Genomic DNA, 14,667 nt, shown 5'->3' with positions numbered 1-14,667 from the left:
AGGTAACAAAAGGGTATCCCAGTCCACCACCATTGTTTGCCTGAACGCTAAAGCCTGATCTGCGTGATGGCGATGCGTCCAGAGAAGCACATGTCGACATCACTGTCGATATCTCGTCGTCTCCCAGCATACTCCCCTGCATAATAGAAGTAATCACCATCAACTCGGTAATTTCCGGGTAATGGCTGCGTACATGGCTGACAAAAAACGATATCTGGTGTGGGTGCGTCCGTATCCAGATGAGGTAGGTTGACGTTCCAATAGGTTCCAGGTTCCCAAACACGATCAAAAAGAGTGAGTAAAACGCGAGTCGTTAGCTCGGTAGCGATCGCCCAATCGATCGCATGTCCACTCCGTCGATATTGGGAAAGAGCAACACCGGGAATCCGGTAAAGCGCGGCTTCACGCACGGCGGCTACGGTTCCGGAGACATAAACATCCGACCCTAAGTTGCCACCAGCATTGATGCCAGAGAGCACCCAGGCGGTCTTAGGTGCCAGGTGGTTCAGAGCAATGCGTACACAGTCTGCTGGCGTACCACCGATCGCATATTCGATGGTCGATCGCTGCTGTACATGAATCGGTTTCGTTGTTGTTACCTGATGGCCACAGCCAGAATGAGGCGCTTGAGGGGCCACAATGATCGCTTTGCGGTCAAACTGACTCACGGCTTGCAGCAGCGATTGGATTCCAGGTGCATCGATGCCATCATCATTAGTCAAAATTAAAGTCATGGGGTAAGTAAGAAACGGTTTGAGTGTTGGGCGTTGCGGATGGGCGTTAGTGCGTACACTAAAATGACTGACGGATGGACGATCGCGCTTCTAGTAACAAGGTACAGGTTAGGGACTGCATGAGTGAGCTTAACGACTACGATCAAACGGGACTGTCTGGACTCATTCCTGCCTCGCCACCTGGGTTTCGATCGGGCTTCGTGGGTATTATTGGTCGCCCGAATGTCGGCAAATCGACCCTGATGAATTATCTGGTCGGGCAAAAAATTGCCATTACTTCACCCATCGCGCAGACCACACGCAACCGTCTGCGGGGCATTCTGACCACCCCAACGGCTCAACTTATTTTTGTCGATACTCCCGGCATTCACAAGCCGCACCATCAACTTGGCAAAGTGCTGGTCAAAAATGCCCAAGTTGCCATTCAATCGGTAGACGTTTTGCTGTTTGTCGTCGATGGGTCTGTAGAAGCGGGCGGCGGCGATCGCTTTATTGCCAACTGGCTAACCAAATGCCAAATGCCAATCATCCTGGGCATTAACAAGGCCGATCAGCAGCCAGGGCAGGAGGGTGTGCAAGAGCAGGAGAGCGAGGGAGTAGGGGAAGCAGAGGGAGATCTAGAAGCAGACGATCAAGGCTTACAAGCCGATCCAGCAGAATTTACTCAAACCGCTTCCCCTCCCTCCTTACCCCTCTCTCCTCATCCCTTCGATCGCAGCTACCAGGAACTCGCAGCCAGCCAACAGTGGGAAATTGCTAAGTTTTCGGCGCTCACTGGAGAAGGGGTAGAGGCATTACAGCAACAGCTCATTCAGCATCTAGAACCGGGGCCTTACTACTATCCGCCTGATTTGGTCACGGATCAGCCAGAGCGCTTCATTATGGGCGAGTTGATTCGAGAGCAGGTGTTATTGCTGACGCGGGAAGAAGTGCCTCATTCAACGGCGATCGGCATCGATCGCGTGGAGGAAGAACCGACCATTACTCGCATTCTGGCAACGATTTATATCGAGCGTCCGTCCCAAAAAGGGATTTTGATTGGTCGGCGGGGCGAGATGCTCAAGGCGATCGGCTCTGCGGCGCGGCAGCAAATTCAAAAATTAGTTGCGGGTAAAGTTTATTTGGAACTGTTTGTCAAAGTGCAACCCAAATGGCGGCAATCGAGCGCTCGACTTGCTGAGCTAGGCTATCGCGTGGAACAGTAGATTCGGCACATCGCAGGATGAATCTATTGAGGGTGTGCTTTTTCTGAAGGGCGAGTGCAATTGGTGGCAAAGAGCCATTTGATTCAGTACAGTTCATACTTCATCAACTGACAGGGCAACGTGCCATTGTAAACCGCAAACCGCTGGGATGATTTCAGCCCGATTGACTGCGAGAGTTCCTTATTGCCACTCAGCACAAACGCCGTCCAGCCTTTGAAGCGTTGTTTCAGCACATCGCCTAACTGTTTGTAGAAAGCACCCAAATCACTATCGCGTCCCAACCGTTCGCCGTAGGGTGGATTGCAAAATAAGACACCGTTATCGGCAGGGGCAGCAACGTCTTCAAGGTCAATTGCAGCGAAATAAACGTGGTTGAGGACACCGCAGTTAGTGGCATTGACGATCGCTTGATCAATTACCGCTTCATCGCGATCGCTACCCCAAATTGGTGCAGGAAGACTATCTCGTTGGCTGGCTTCCGCCTCCTGAATCAGTTGCTCCAGAAGCGACAGGTCAGCGTCTAACCAGGTTTCAAACCCGAAATGCTCTCGAAACAGCCCTGGTGCAATGTTGAGCGCCTTCAGGCTGGCTTCCAACGGTAACGTACCAGAGCCACACAGCGGATCGTAAAACATTTGCTCTGGCTGCCAGCCCGACAGTTGAATGAGCGCCGCTGCCAGTGATTCTTTCAGCGGTGCAGAACCAACGGCCGGACGATACCCCCGACGGTGCAAACTCTTGCCAGAACTATCAAGGCTGACAGTACAGACATCGCGATCGATATGGATGCTGATCTGTAGGTCCGGCGATTGCAGCTCTACATCGGAGCGATCGCCCACCGTTTCTTGCTGCTGCTCGACGATCGCTGTTTTGACCTGGAGTGCAGTGAAATGGGTATGGTTAAGCTGTTCACTTTTCCCCGTCGCGTTCACTGCCAGCGTCAGATCGGGGGTAAGGTAAATCGACCAATCAATCGTCTGAATGCCGTGATAGAGCTCCTCCGCATCCTTACAAGGAAACTCATGTAGCTTCATTAAGATGCGGAACGGCAAACGTGCCCAGAGGTTGACGCGATAAAGTAGAGTGCGATCGCCCGCAAAGGCAACCCCACAAAACCCTGGTTCTACAGCATGGGCTCCCAATTGCTCTAGCTCTTTAGCTGCAAGCGGTTCCAGCCCCCGTGCCACTGTTGCAAAATACTGATTCATGCGTGAGGCTCATAACTGATAAGGCATCGCGAAGCCGCTTTCCTTTGATCAATTATATCGGCCTGGAGAAAACCTTCTGTGACTGGTTAAACGATGCTTGACTGGTTGAAGCCGCAGAGGCACGCTAACTCAGCGCCCAATACAGGTTAACTGCTGTCGAACGACACTGTGTAAGACCAATTTCGTATGACTCTGCATCGAACTGTAGGTTGAGTTGAGTCTGACGAAACCCAACCTAATGCTGGCGTAAAGCCTTTGGCATAGTTGCGCTAGGAGTTTCACGTTGTTCAACCCAACCGACAATGCATGGTTTTATGCCTCTTCAAAAAGAATTGGTATTACGATGCTGATTTGAAAATCAAAATCAGTTTCTGAGTGCGTTGATCTTTCTTCACCGGAAGTCAGTCAACACGGTAAAGATTGGCGTCTGAACGCAGTGAGAGTAAGATCAATTCGCTACTTTTCAACAGTACTGACTTCAAAAGTGACTGCCTTTAAACAGCCTGCATGTGCTCTAAAACCTGTTGGATGACCGTTGTGCTTACTTGGTTGGTGACGATCGCTGCTCCAATTTGAGTTGGCAGCACAAACCGTACCTGTCCGGCTTCGACTTTCTTGTCTACTTGTAGGGATGTCAAAATTGCATCCAGATCAATTCCGCTGGGCAAACGGGTTGGCAAGTGAGCGTTGTGTAAAAGCTTGAGCTGGCGTTGGGCATCCGTGCCCTGCCAGAGCTGGAGGGCTACCGCGATTTGTGCTGCAGCAACCATGCCGATCGCCACTGCTTCGCCATGATTTACAACTTGATAACCCGTTAAGCTTTCGACCGCATGCCCGATCGTGTGCCCATAGTTGAGAATTGCCCGTAGTCCGGCTTCTTTTTCATCCTTGCTGACCACATGCGCTTTCGCCTGACAGGAATGGGTCAACATCGCCTGCAATAGTTCCGCACTTAGATTGGAAAGCTGGTCAAGTTGGGGCGCGGCTTCGAGCTGAGTGAAGAGATCTGCATCCCAGATGACGCCGTATTTAATGACTTCTGCGATCGCTGCTCGAAATTCCCTTACAGGCAAGGTTTGCAATACCTGTGGGTCAATCAGCACCAGGCGCGGTTGATGAAAGGCTCCAATCAGATTCTTACCGTTGGGATGGTTAACCCCTGTTTTGCCACCGATCGCGGCATCGACCATTGCTAGCAGCGAGGTTGGTACCTGCACAACATTCACACCGCGCAGCCAGGTCGCCGCCGCAAAACCCGTCATGTCGCCAATGATGCCACCACCAAGAGCCACAAAGGTTGACGAGCGCTCCAACCGATTGGTCAACGCTGCATCATAAATCTGACTCAGCGTTTCCAGGGTTTTGTGCCGCTCGCCATCAGAGAGGAGGCACGTCGCGACCGCAAAGCCTGCTTGTTCTAGCGATGCGATCGCCCGCTCGCCGTAGTGCTGAAACACGGTTGGATTCGACACCAGCAAAACCTTCTTACCCAACTTTAATGGGTACGCTTCTGTGCCCTGCATCCAGGTGCCAAGCTGATCTAAGCTGCCGGGGGCGATCGCGATGTTGTAGGAATGCTGGGGTAAGTTGACGGGAATAACAGACTGCATGGGAGGGAGGAGGGGAGAGGGAATAAGGAAGATGAGAGGGAGGGGAAGCGGAGGAAGCGGTGAGAGTTTTAAGCTTTGAGTTGACTGGCTCTACTCCCCCACTCTGTGCTGTTCCGTTGCCCACTGACTGCTGATGGCTGATGGCTGATGGCTGATGGCTGACCGCTGACCCCTGACCGCTCTATTCTGCCTTCTTCTAAGTTTATTTGTCTCTAGTCACCTTATGCGGCTCATTATTTTGTATAGTTTTGCTAGATCCGTGGAGAGATAACAAATGGCATTGCTGCTTTTTCCTTTACTGTTAGGTGCGGTTTTTGTTTTGGCGATCGGTCTGTTCTTTACGCTGCGAGCAGTCAAGCTGATCTAGGTTTTAGGTGGTTGGTTGCTAGAAAAAGTGGGGTATCTGGCGAACGGCGCTAGATGCATCTGCAACAGTTGAGCTGAATCAGCTAATCAGTAGCAACCAACAACAGCCTTTCTACCTGGCGATCGCGCTCACCACATTTTCAGCCTCAGCCTGCTGGTGGGCAATTTCATGCGCCAAAGAGTCTGCTAGCTGTGCTTCTACCTGGCTGCGCACCAGTTGGCGGTAATGGAGAAAATGCTCTAGTAAACCGCAGTTGCTCATATAAGGCACGAACACCTCCGGATTGCGCCGTAGGATCGAAAAAAGCTGCTGCCAGAATTGCTTACGGGTAGGGCGTTTGATGCCTTGTCGCCAACAAATGGTCAGCACGGCTCGTAGTTCAACCCATTCCAGCATTTGAAAGGGTCGTTTGTGGGGTGCTGGCTCCATGTTCATGAAATGGCGATAAACCCGTGCGAGGTAGCGGCTGGGTTCATACAGTTCCCAAAAGCAGCTGACGTATTCTCTGGCTAACGCTTCGATCGGGCGTGTGGGAATAAAGTTCATCAGCCCCATTTGCTGTCCGCTCAAGTCCTGACTAGACTCCAGCAGCCGACCTTCTTTTTCTAGGCGATGCCACAATGCTGTGTTCGGTAGCGCATGGAGCATCCCAAACATCGCTTTCGGAATGGCAGTGGCTTCGACAAACTCGATGATGCGATCGCCGGCCCCAGGTTTTTCACCATCAAAGCCCAAAATAAAGCCTGCCATAACTGACAGCCCCATCCGGTTAATGGTTTGCACCGATTCGACCAGCGAATTGCGCGTATTCTGAAACTTCTGGGTCATCGCGAGGCTTTCGGTGTCTGGTGTTTCAATCCCCAGGAACACACTTGTAAAATTAGCCCGCACCATCAGCTCCAGCAGTTCTTCATCTTGAGCAAGATCAACAGAAGCTTCGGTGCTCAACCGGAACGGATAGTTATGTGCCGCCATCCAGGGCACCAGTTCGCGCAGCAGCAGCTTGACGTTGCGTTTGTTGCCAATGAAGTTGTCATCGACCATGAAGACTGCTCGTCGCCAGCCCAAGTCATACAAAGCCTGTAGCTCTGCCAGTAGCTGAGTGGGTGTTTTCGTGCGAGGCTTCCGCCCGTAGAGCACAATAATGTCGCAAAACTCGCACTGGAACGGGCAACCCCGTGAAAACTGTACCGACATTTCGATGTAGGCATCGAGATCCAGCAGGTCAAACCGTGGCACAGGGGTACCGGAAACGTCCGGTTTTTCACCTTCAGGCGCACGCAAAATGCCCGATCGTTCGCCTCTGTTGAGCGCGTCTACTAGCATCGGTAGGGTGATTTCCCCTTCATCCAAAACTAAAAAGTCGGCGCCTGCCTTATGTGCGGCATCGGGTACGGAGGTGACGTAAGGCCCACCAACCGCAACCAGTTTGCCCCGTTGCTTGGCTTCTTGAATAAGGTGGAGCAGGTCAGGCTTTTGGACAATCATGCCCGATAGAATCACCAGCTCAGCCCAGGCCCAATCGGCTTCGGTCTGCGATCGCACGTTGCGGTCAATTAAGCGAAATTCCCATGTTTGCGGCAAGATAGCAGCCACAGTAATCATGCCCAGCGGTGGTAATGAGGCTTTGCGATCAATGAGTTCAAGTGCTTTATCAAAAGACCAAAATGATTCTGGGAAAAGGGGGTATAGAAGTAAAACTTTCATTAATGTAGCTGTGCCTTACACCGAAAAGCGGTGACTGATGTGAAGTCACTCAAGCTTACCCTGTCTTACCCAAATTCGTCGATCGCATTGATACCTGGTAGCTAACGGTTTCTCGCTTCTAGCAAGCTGTCTTCGCCTTAGCCCTCCAACGCTCTGGTTGCAACTGCAGTAACTCAACGGTCAATAACAGCTCTTAACCCCTTAAAATTTCAACTAGCACCCCATCTGGCACCCGACAGCATGAGCGAAACAACCGAGACGATTTTTAGCAAGATAATCCGTAGAGAGATTCCCGCCGAGATTGTTTATGAAGACAATTTGGCACTCGCCTTTAAAGACGTTCATCCGCAAGCTCCAGTGCATATCCTGGTAATTCCTAAACAGCCGATCGCAAAACTATCCGACGCCGAATCCAATGACCACGCTCTGATGGGTCATCTCTTGCTCACTGCCAAACGTGTTGCCGACCAGGCAGGCTTAACCAAAGGCTATCGCCTTGTGATTAACACGGGTGTTGATGGTGGTCAAACCGTTGATCATCTCCACCTTCATATTCTGGGTGGGCGATCGCTGACATGGCCGCCGGGGTGAGGGAGGAGGAGGAGGAAAGGATAAAGGATGAAGGATAAAAGTTTTGAGTAGCACTTCGTGCCGCTGCACTAGAGAGTTTTGAGTTTGAATTTCTTCCCGACTCCCGACTCCCTTCCGCCGTCTGCTTCCCCTGCCTCCCCCTCTCCCCTCACTCCTCTCCCTCCCGTCCGCGCTAAAATTGATCTAGATTCGGAGGAACTCCAACGGTTTACACACGCCCCCTTGCCCGCTTAATTGAGCAACTGCAGCATCTTCCTGGTGTGGGTCCTAAAACAGCACAGCGGCTAGCACTTCATATCCTCAAGCGATCTGAGGATGAGGTGAAAGCGCTGGCGAATGCGTTGATGGAAGCTAAGCAACAGGTTGGGTATTGCTCTGTTTGCTTTCACTTGTCAGCAGAACCTGTCTGCGAAATTTGTCGTACCCCTAGTCGCGATAGCCAAACCATCTGCGTAGTCGCTGATTCTAGAGATGTCATCGCGCTGGAAAAAACCCGCGAATATCGAGGCAAGTATCACGTTCTGGGTGGGCTGATTTCTCCAATGGACGGCATTGGCCCAGAGCAACTGCATATCCAACCACTGATACGTCGGGTGAAGCAGCAAAATATTGCCGAAGTCATTATGGCAATTAGCCCAAGTGTTGAAGGTGAGACAACCACCCTTTACGTCGGGCATTTGTTGAAGCATTTTACAAAAGTGACGCGCATTGCCTTTGGGCTACCGATGGGTGGTGATCTGGAATATGCCGATGAAGTTACGCTGGCGAGAGCTTTGGAAGGTCGGCGCGAGTTGGATTAGGGAAGAAGCGGTCAGTCATCAGTGGCCAGCGGTCAGCGATGGATTGAGTGCTAGCGGTACTGTGTTGTGTATCAATAGATTTAGTCAATGGCAACACGTTTAGTCAGTGGCCACTGACGGCTGACGGCTGACTATTCAACTGCAACCCGCTGGGAATCGATGAAGCAGATCCGAGCACGCTTAAAACCCTTTCTACGCTGGGCTATTCTCGGTGGGACCCTGTTCTTTTTAGGCACCGTCCTCAAGCAGCACTGGCAGAAGGTTGTTTCTATTCGTCTGGGCAACACGGGGGTAGCCTGTCTGGCGATCGCGCTTGGAGTCACTCTACTCGCCCACATTTGCGCGGGTGGTGTGTGGAGTCGCCTGTTGCAAGACTTGAAACAGCCTGTGAACGGTATTGGGCTGGTACAAGCTTATTTGAAAACGACGATCGCCAAATATCTTCCTGGTAATGTCTGGCATTACTATGGGCGCGTGACGGCAGCTACTAAGGCCGGGGCAACGCTCGAAACCGCAACCATCAGTGTCTTACTGGAACCACTTTTGATGGCAGCGGCGGCGTTGCTAGTGACGTTGTTGTGCAGTCAACCGATCGCGGCACGCTATGGGCTAGCTATCATCTCACTGCAATGGCTGAGCCTGATCCTTGTCCTAGCTTCGGTGCACCCTCGCATTATTAATCGGCTGGTTGGTTATGTTAGCAAACTCAAGCAGAAAGCGACCAGAACTGCCATTGATTCGCTTCCGCCTCGGTTAGAACATTATCCGCTTTTGCCGCTGGTTGGAGAGGTTGGCTTTTTGCTTCTACGCAGCCTGGGTTTTCTGCTAACCTTCCTGGCAATCAGCCCCATCGCACCTGGACAACTGCCATTACTGCTAAGTGCCTTTAGTTTGGCCTGGCTACTGGGTTTAGTGGTTCCGGGTGCACCGGGCGGCATTGGCGTATTTGAGGCAACGGCGATCGCTCTACTCGGTGAGACGTTCTCTCCAGGCTTAATTCTCAGCGTGGTGGCACTCTATCGGCTGATCAGTATTCTCGCTGAAGCGGCTGGTGGTGGATTGGCATGGCTTGATGAGCAGCGTTTTGCTTAATTTCAAGTCCTTTCACATGGCAAAAGAGGCTGCTGTCAGCCCCTTCTGAATGCCTAAACTAACATCACAGGTACATTACCGATTTTCGTAGTGACCCTCGACCCATTTGCGACCAATCCCCAAGAAGCCACTTTCCCAATGACCGGGAATCCAGACTCGGCGCTGTTGGTCACGACGATTGTTGTTCCAACGATCATTGTCACGACGGTCATTCGCACGTTGGTAGTCTATGTTGCGGTTGCGCCAACCGTCACGATGATCATCATGATCACGGCGATCATCGTTATCGTAGCGATCGGCAATAGTCCAGGGACTAACGGTAGCTGCTCGCAGTGCTGCTTGGGCAGAGGCTACCTGAGGTAAGAGCGATACAGCAATGATCGGAAGTAGGCCGATCGCTGCCGCCATCATTCGTTTCATGATCAAGACTCCTAATGCTTAACAGTTCGACTGAAGACGAATTGCCTTCAGTGTAATGCACATCACTGTGGTCAAAGCGGTGAATGAGAACCCAGCACTGATCGAGTGTTTAACCACTTAGCTGGGTTCAAGTTGAGACTGCTAGCTCCGTCTATAAGTTTCCACTGTGATCCAAATCAACGAGAAATGCCTTTACACAGAGAGAGGGCATTAAAACAGAGAAGGGATAGGCGTTCCTGCTTTAAGGAAGAAATTTCGTAGAGGCTTTTCGCGGTTCTTGCAACCGCAGGCTATAGCGCCGTTACAGTAGCGATCGAAAGGCACCAAGCATCCCCAAATTCAGCAATACCGAGTCCTCAAAGCGGTTGCTACTCCAGCAACGCTTCTCCGGTGCCATTCGTCTCAGAGTCGATGACGTCTGCTTCTGGGTTAAGCAATAACGGAAGCAAGTCTGTCTTGATTTCGCGTTTGAGCTGAGAAAAGATGCGGTATTTGTCTGGGTCAAAAATATTTGGTGAAAGCTGTACTTCATCAACTTTCATCTTAATGAGATTGTATTGAACGTTTTCGGCATGAATCGCGAACGTTACGGTAAAGACTTCCAAAAAATTCACGACCCAGGCGCATTCATCTTCAGGATAGTTTTGGTAATACCGAATGAGTTCGGCAATCCGCGCTTCTAAATGAGTGCGTGAATGCTTGCAAATCAGAATGATTTTGAGGAGTGCGACGACTAGAGTAATAGGATTTCCTTGCGAAAGCAGCAGCACAAAAAGCTGGGAGGGCTCTGTTTGATTCTCGGTGGTCAAGTAATCAATGACCCGATTGCACGTGCGTAACGTCAGAGCACTCGTGACAATCTCATCATCATGACTTTCGTAAAGGGTATCTAATTTCTCTGTTAATTTTGCACGTAAGGTCTCAACAAACTCCTGATTCTCCACAGAAAAAATTAAATACTGCTGTATGCTTTGCTTAAATTTGCTGTAGGGAAGATTTTGCGTTTGGTTAACAAAAATATTTGCCAAATTAGCATAGCTGAAGGGACCTCGCTTAGCCACGATCGCCTTAATGAGTCGCAGCACTTCCTCCCCTAAAGCCGTTGGGTTTTTGGGAATCCGCTTACTAGGGGCATTGCTCTGCGATCGTGCAATATACATTGCCAGGTCAAACTTAAAGCGATCTTTCAGCTGCTTTGATAGAGCTCTGGCTGCCTCCCGCTGCTCGATCGGATTTTTTAGATCGATGTATTGAGGCACGAGTAAATAGGATGTATACCGCGATACCCAGGGCCCTCGTTCTTTTTCTTCGTAGCGCGAGACAAAGAGCTTTAGTTCTTCGTAATCACTACTTTTGACAAACTCATCCAGCCAGTGACGCAGTCGCTTTAATGTGGGGGAGGCTGTGTTCCGGTTGATGGAGGGATCGGTAAAGACGACGACCAGATCCTGAATCGGCTTATAGTTGCGGGTTGCATCCCAGTTGTTCACTAAGATGTAACAGCAGCGTTTGAGCGTATTTCTGAATTCTTCTTCATTGTTTGAAAAAACAATGTCATAAATTGCCTGCATCGCATCAGCGCTGATCGATTCAACGTGATAGATGAACAAGCGTTTGAACTCAAGCAAAACCTCTTCAGGAGGCCATTTCTTGACAATTTCCAGGAGGAAATTGTAGACCGTCTCCTGAGCCTGCTGAATGTTCCGATTCAGCCTGTTTAATCTAATCGGTGTTTCATTTTGGTGAGCATCGTCTAGAGCATCCCTGATCATCATATGTACTCAGGATTAATCAATAGATTCGACAAATGAAGAAGGTAAAGCTTTGCTTTGACGTCTGGGCTCTCAAGCTGTTTGTGCTCAAAGCCTGCTGGACGAGAGAGCTAAGCGTCTCATGATAATGGAGTGTTTGTCCACAGTACCGGGTGACGAGATACAACTTGAGCCTGTGATCATGGCCGGGCTAGAAGATGATCGTTGTCACAAACGGCTTGCCTTTTTATGCATAGTAAGGGTACCTGCCCAGTATAAAGACTTGCCTTAAAAGGCGATTCTAAAGTGACCGCACCCTGGCTATTAAATTTTGGCGAAAGGCAATTTGCTTATCAAAAGCTTTAAGGTTTATCTTTAAAGCGTTGCATGGTTGGGGATTAATCATGTGCACAGCTATCAGCGATCGATTAACCCTTTCAGGTTAGGGATAGGTTTACGCTACCTCCCGTGTAATGGTGGATTTAGAGACCTTGCTCAACCTTGAAAGAAGCTGTGACAAACTACACCCGTCCTTAGAAATACAGACTCTGGCTGAAATCTAAGATTTGATTATACTCAGTGCTGACGGTGAGAGCCAGCGAACAGCTAGATTGTCCGAAGCCCACGCCTTATAGCTTGGTCGCTGGATTCGGACATTCGATCCAGTCATCTCTCGCTAGCGCTTGTGTGTCATGGTTCATGTTAGAAAGGCTCATGCAGTTTCGCGTCGCCAGCGCGATCGCACCAGTCGAATCTCGTCATATCCGTACATTTCGCCGAGATGTTCGCGAATGCTGCCCAGCGCATCGGGGCCTACTGTGTTGATGGCGTGCATGATTTTATCCTGGCGATCAAGCGGTACCAAATCATCCAGATCAATGGGATAACCTAACTCTAGTAGCTCAGCCAGATGACTCATAATGGTGCCGAGGCGAAAGTTACGCCGTTCGGCAATGTCGGCAGGTTCCAGTCCTTCTTGATAGAGCGCCAGGGTTTGCAGTTGGGTTTCTGAGGCACGGGTTGGTGGGGCGGTCGAAGGTGTTGCCTGGGGAACTGTACCCGTTTCAGTTTGCAGAGGCAATCCACGCTCGGTTCGGAACGCTCGAATTTCGGTAATGAATGGTTCGCTGTATTGCGCTAGCTTGCGGCTCCCCACGCCCGAAATTTTGGCGAATTGGGCAAGGGTTTGGGGCTGCGCGGTTGCCATCGATCGCAGACTGGAGTTGGGGAACACCACGTACGGCGGCACCGATTGCTCGTCTGCCAGATGTTTGCGAAGTTTCTGGAGGCGATCGTAGAGTGCTTCAACCTCAGCAGCATCGACCTTAGAGGGTGCAAGGACATCGCCTGGTTTGACCGGATCAATGGCAACCATCACACTCCGCTGCTTACGCAATATGTCCCAACTTAGATCGTTGAGTTGCAGCATCGAATAGCCATCAGAGGTTTCATCCAGCAGTCGTTGATGGATGAGCGATCGACCCAGCAGTCGCCACTGTTCCGCACTGCGGTCTTTGCCAATGCCATAGGTAGAGAGTTTATCGTGCCCGTTTTTCAGCACGCGATCGTTTTTAGAACCACGCAGCACGTCGATCGTATGGTTAAGGCCAAACCGCTGATCGCGTTGGGCAAATCGAGCGACACAGGACAGAAACTTTTGGGCTTCTAGCGTCCAGTCTTCGATCGGTTTGGGGTGACAGCAGTTGTCACACGTGCCGCAGTTGCCAGGAAAGTCTTCGCCGAAGTAGCCAAGCTGAATCGTGCGACGGCATTCCGTTGCCTCGGCATAGTTAATCACTCGTCGAAGCTGTTGGGTAGCAATGCGCTGTTCTTCTTCCAGCGGTTCGCCCGACGCCGGGTCGACCTTCTGAGCGATGAGAAACTCAACGGTCTTAATATCTCCCGCACCGTAGAAAAGAGTACAGCGAGACGGTTCACCATCGCGTCCGGCTCTGCCCGATTCTTGATAGTAGCCTTCGATGTTGCGGGGCAGGTCGTAGTGGATGACGAAGCGCACATCGGGTTTGTTGATGCCCATCCCAAAGGCAACCGTGGCAACCATTACCCGTGCATCATCTCGAATAAATTTATCCTGATTCTCTCGCCGCACGGCATCGCTCAAGCCTGCATGATAGGGCAGTGCGGAAATGCCGTCCTGTTGCAATCGGGCCGTAACTTCATCCACGCGCTTGCGGCTCAAGCAATAGATAATGCCTGCGCCTTGGGTCTGCTGCACCTGCTGAAACAGTTCGACATACGCCTGTTTTTGGCTACCTTTGGGTCGCACTTCGTAATACAGGTTGGGGCGGTTGAAGCTGGCAACGTGAACGTGTGGGTCTTGTAGCTCTAGCTGGCCGAGAATGTCATGGCGGACGCGTTCTGTAGCTGTGGCAGTCAGCGCCAGGATGGGAATGACACGATCGTCGTTTTGATACCGTTGCCGCAAACGCTGAAGCTGACGATATTCGGGGCGAAAGTCATGTCCCCATTCGGAGACGCAGTGGGCTTCATCGATCGCAAACGCCGAGATGCCGACTCGCGCTTTCACCTGATCCATAAAGCCCAAAAACGATTCGCTGAGCAGCCGTTCGGGAGCGACGTAGACCAGCTTGATTTTGCGATCGAGAATGGCAGCCTGGCGCGATTGTGATTCACCGAAACCGATGCTGCTATTGAGCAATGTGGCAGGAATACCGTTGTTTTGTAGCGCCTGCACCTGGTCTTGCATCAGCGCAATCAGCGGCGACACAACGATCATCACGCCTTCTTTTAGCAATGCGGGTAGCTGGAAGCAGAGAGACTTGCCGCCCCCCGTCGGCATGATGACGAGAAGGTCGCGATCGTGCAGGGTGTATTCAATGATCTGGCGCTGCCCCGGACGAAAGCTGTCGTAGCCGAAGTAATGTTTGAGCGCCTGCTCTAAGGACGCAAATTGAGTCGTGGAGTAGGGAATGCTGACTGTCATGAAGGGTTACTGGATGCACTTGAAACCAGGGTTCCCACGCAGTTTAAACCACTAACTGGGGCTTTGTGGACAAATGAGCGGTGATTTGTGTAAGTTGGTGAGCTGCTCGTCAACGAACCCTCGTTTAGCGGCTTCACTGTGAACCGTGACTTTTCGTAGTAGCCTTTCTTGATATGCTACTGCTTGGCGGTAGTAATGTTGTGCAGTAGTATTGAAT

The 14,667-nt window shown here is 51.1% G+C and carries 11 protein-coding genes and 1 pseudogene; 5 read left to right on the top strand and 7 right to left on the bottom strand.

The annotated features are described in order from the left end of the window. Window positions 1-47: 47 nt before the first annotated feature. A complete protein-coding gene (gene surE, locus C7B82_RS18440) occupies window positions 48-734 on the bottom strand; it encodes a 5'/3'-nucleotidase SurE (protein WP_106257742.1) in 687 nt (228 codons plus the stop codon). Window positions 735-853: 119 nt separating this feature from the next. Here surE and era point away from each other — a divergent pair, with 119 nt between their 5' ends. Next, window positions 854-1,939, top strand: a complete 1,086-nt coding sequence (era, locus tag C7B82_RS18435; protein ID WP_106257741.1) for a GTPase Era — start codon at window positions 854-856, stop codon at window positions 1,937-1,939. An 83-nt stretch (window positions 1,940-2,022) separates the two neighbouring features. Here era and C7B82_RS18430 read toward each other — a convergent pair whose 3' ends face one another. Beyond that, entirely contained in the window at window positions 2,023-3,147 is a 1,125-nt protein-coding gene (locus C7B82_RS18430; protein WP_106257740.1) for a THUMP domain-containing class I SAM-dependent RNA methyltransferase, read from the bottom strand. Window positions 3,148-3,641: 494 nt separating this feature from the next. Continuing rightward, window positions 3,642-4,757 carry a 3-dehydroquinate synthase gene (gene aroB, locus C7B82_RS18425; RefSeq protein ID WP_106257739.1) on the bottom strand — a complete coding sequence of 372 codons (1,116 nt, stop codon included), beginning with the start codon at window positions 4,755-4,757 and terminating at the stop codon, window positions 3,642-3,644. Between the two features lie 274 nt (window positions 4,758-5,031). Here aroB and petL point away from each other — a divergent pair, with 274 nt between their 5' ends. Then, window positions 5,032-5,124, top strand: coding sequence for a cytochrome b6-f complex subunit PetL (gene petL, locus C7B82_RS35350; protein WP_106257738.1), 93 nt, complete (start codon window positions 5,032-5,034; stop codon window positions 5,122-5,124). A gap of 111 nt (window positions 5,125-5,235) precedes the next feature. Here the strand turns inward: petL and C7B82_RS18415 are convergent, their stop codons facing one another. Next, window positions 5,236-6,831: a B12-binding domain-containing radical SAM protein gene (locus C7B82_RS18415; RefSeq protein ID WP_106257737.1), complete on the bottom strand. Its 1,596-nt coding sequence runs from the start codon at window positions 6,829-6,831 to the stop codon at window positions 5,236-5,238. Between the two features lie 240 nt (window positions 6,832-7,071). On the opposite strand from C7B82_RS18415, the gene C7B82_RS18410 reads away from it, so the two are divergent. The 3 genes and pseudogenes from C7B82_RS18410 (at window position 7,072) to C7B82_RS18400 (ending at window position 9,314) form a co-directional block, all read left to right on the top strand. After that, entirely contained in the window at window positions 7,072-7,422 is a 351-nt protein-coding gene (locus C7B82_RS18410; RefSeq protein WP_106257736.1) for a histidine triad nucleotide-binding protein, read from the top strand. Window positions 7,423-7,640: 218 nt separating this feature from the next. Continuing rightward, window positions 7,641-8,222: pseudogene (recR, locus tag C7B82_RS18405) on the top strand (recombination mediator RecR); the annotation flags it as partial. 159 nt (window positions 8,223-8,381) lie between these two features. Continuing rightward, a complete protein-coding gene (locus tag C7B82_RS18400) occupies window positions 8,382-9,314 on the top strand; it encodes a lysylphosphatidylglycerol synthase domain-containing protein (RefSeq protein ID WP_106257734.1) in 933 nt (310 codons plus the stop codon). 75 nt (window positions 9,315-9,389) lie between these two features. Here the strand turns inward: C7B82_RS18400 and C7B82_RS18395 are convergent, their stop codons facing one another. The 3 genes from C7B82_RS18395 to recQ form a co-directional block, all read right to left on the bottom strand. Further along, entirely contained in the window at window positions 9,390-9,734 is a 345-nt protein-coding gene (locus C7B82_RS18395) for a hypothetical protein (RefSeq protein ID WP_146141190.1), read from the bottom strand. 368 nt (window positions 9,735-10,102) lie between these two features. Continuing rightward, on the bottom strand, window positions 10,103-11,506 hold the full coding sequence (locus C7B82_RS18390) for a hypothetical protein (RefSeq protein WP_245939981.1): 1,404 nt from the start codon (window positions 11,504-11,506) through the stop codon (window positions 10,103-10,105). Window positions 11,507-12,197: 691 nt separating this feature from the next. Continuing rightward, entirely contained in the window at window positions 12,198-14,450 is a 2,253-nt protein-coding gene (gene recQ, locus C7B82_RS18385) for a DNA helicase RecQ (protein ID WP_106257731.1), read from the bottom strand. Window positions 14,451-14,667: the final 217 nt, after the last annotated feature.

Origin of the sequence: Stenomitos frigidus ULC18 (genome assembly GCF_003003795.1) — a bacterium.
Lineage (GTDB): Bacteria > Cyanobacteriota > Cyanobacteriia > Leptolyngbyales > Leptolyngbyaceae > Stenomitos > Stenomitos frigidus_A.
The sequence above is the reverse complement of the archived record's forward strand: the minus strand, read 5'-3'. Positions and strand labels throughout refer to the sequence as shown.

Excerpts from the sequence above, each read along its gene's own strand:
- C7B82_RS18395 (WP_146141190.1), bottom strand. The coding sequence starts at position 9,734 with ATGAAACGAATGATGGCGGCAGCGATCGGCCTACTTCCGATCATTGCT.
- era (WP_106257741.1), top strand. The coding sequence starts at position 854 with ATGAGTGAGCTTAACGACTACGATCAAACGGGACTGTCTGGACTCATT.
- C7B82_RS18400 (WP_106257734.1), top strand. The coding sequence starts at position 8,382 with ATGAAGCAGATCCGAGCACGCTTAAAACCCTTTCTACGCTGGGCTATT.
- C7B82_RS18430 (WP_106257740.1), bottom strand. The coding sequence starts at position 3,147 with ATGAATCAGTATTTTGCAACAGTGGCACGGGGGCTGGAACCGCTTGCA.
- C7B82_RS18390 (WP_245939981.1), bottom strand. The coding sequence starts at position 11,506 with ATGATCAGGGATGCTCTAGACGATGCTCACCAAAATGAAACACCGATT.
- aroB (WP_106257739.1), bottom strand. The coding sequence starts at position 4,757 with ATGCAGTCTGTTATTCCCGTCAACTTACCCCAGCATTCCTACAACATC.
- petL (WP_106257738.1), top strand. The coding sequence starts at position 5,032 with ATGGCATTGCTGCTTTTTCCTTTACTGTTAGGTGCGGTTTTTGTTTTG.
- C7B82_RS18415 (WP_106257737.1), bottom strand. The coding sequence starts at position 6,831 with ATGAAAGTTTTACTTCTATACCCCCTTTTCCCAGAATCATTTTGGTCT.
- surE (WP_106257742.1), bottom strand. The coding sequence starts at position 734 with ATGACTTTAATTTTGACTAATGATGATGGCATCGATGCACCTGGAATC.
- C7B82_RS18410 (WP_106257736.1), top strand. The coding sequence starts at position 7,072 with ATGAGCGAAACAACCGAGACGATTTTTAGCAAGATAATCCGTAGAGAG.
- recQ (WP_106257731.1), bottom strand. The coding sequence starts at position 14,450 with ATGACAGTCAGCATTCCCTACTCCACGACTCAATTTGCGTCCTTAGAG.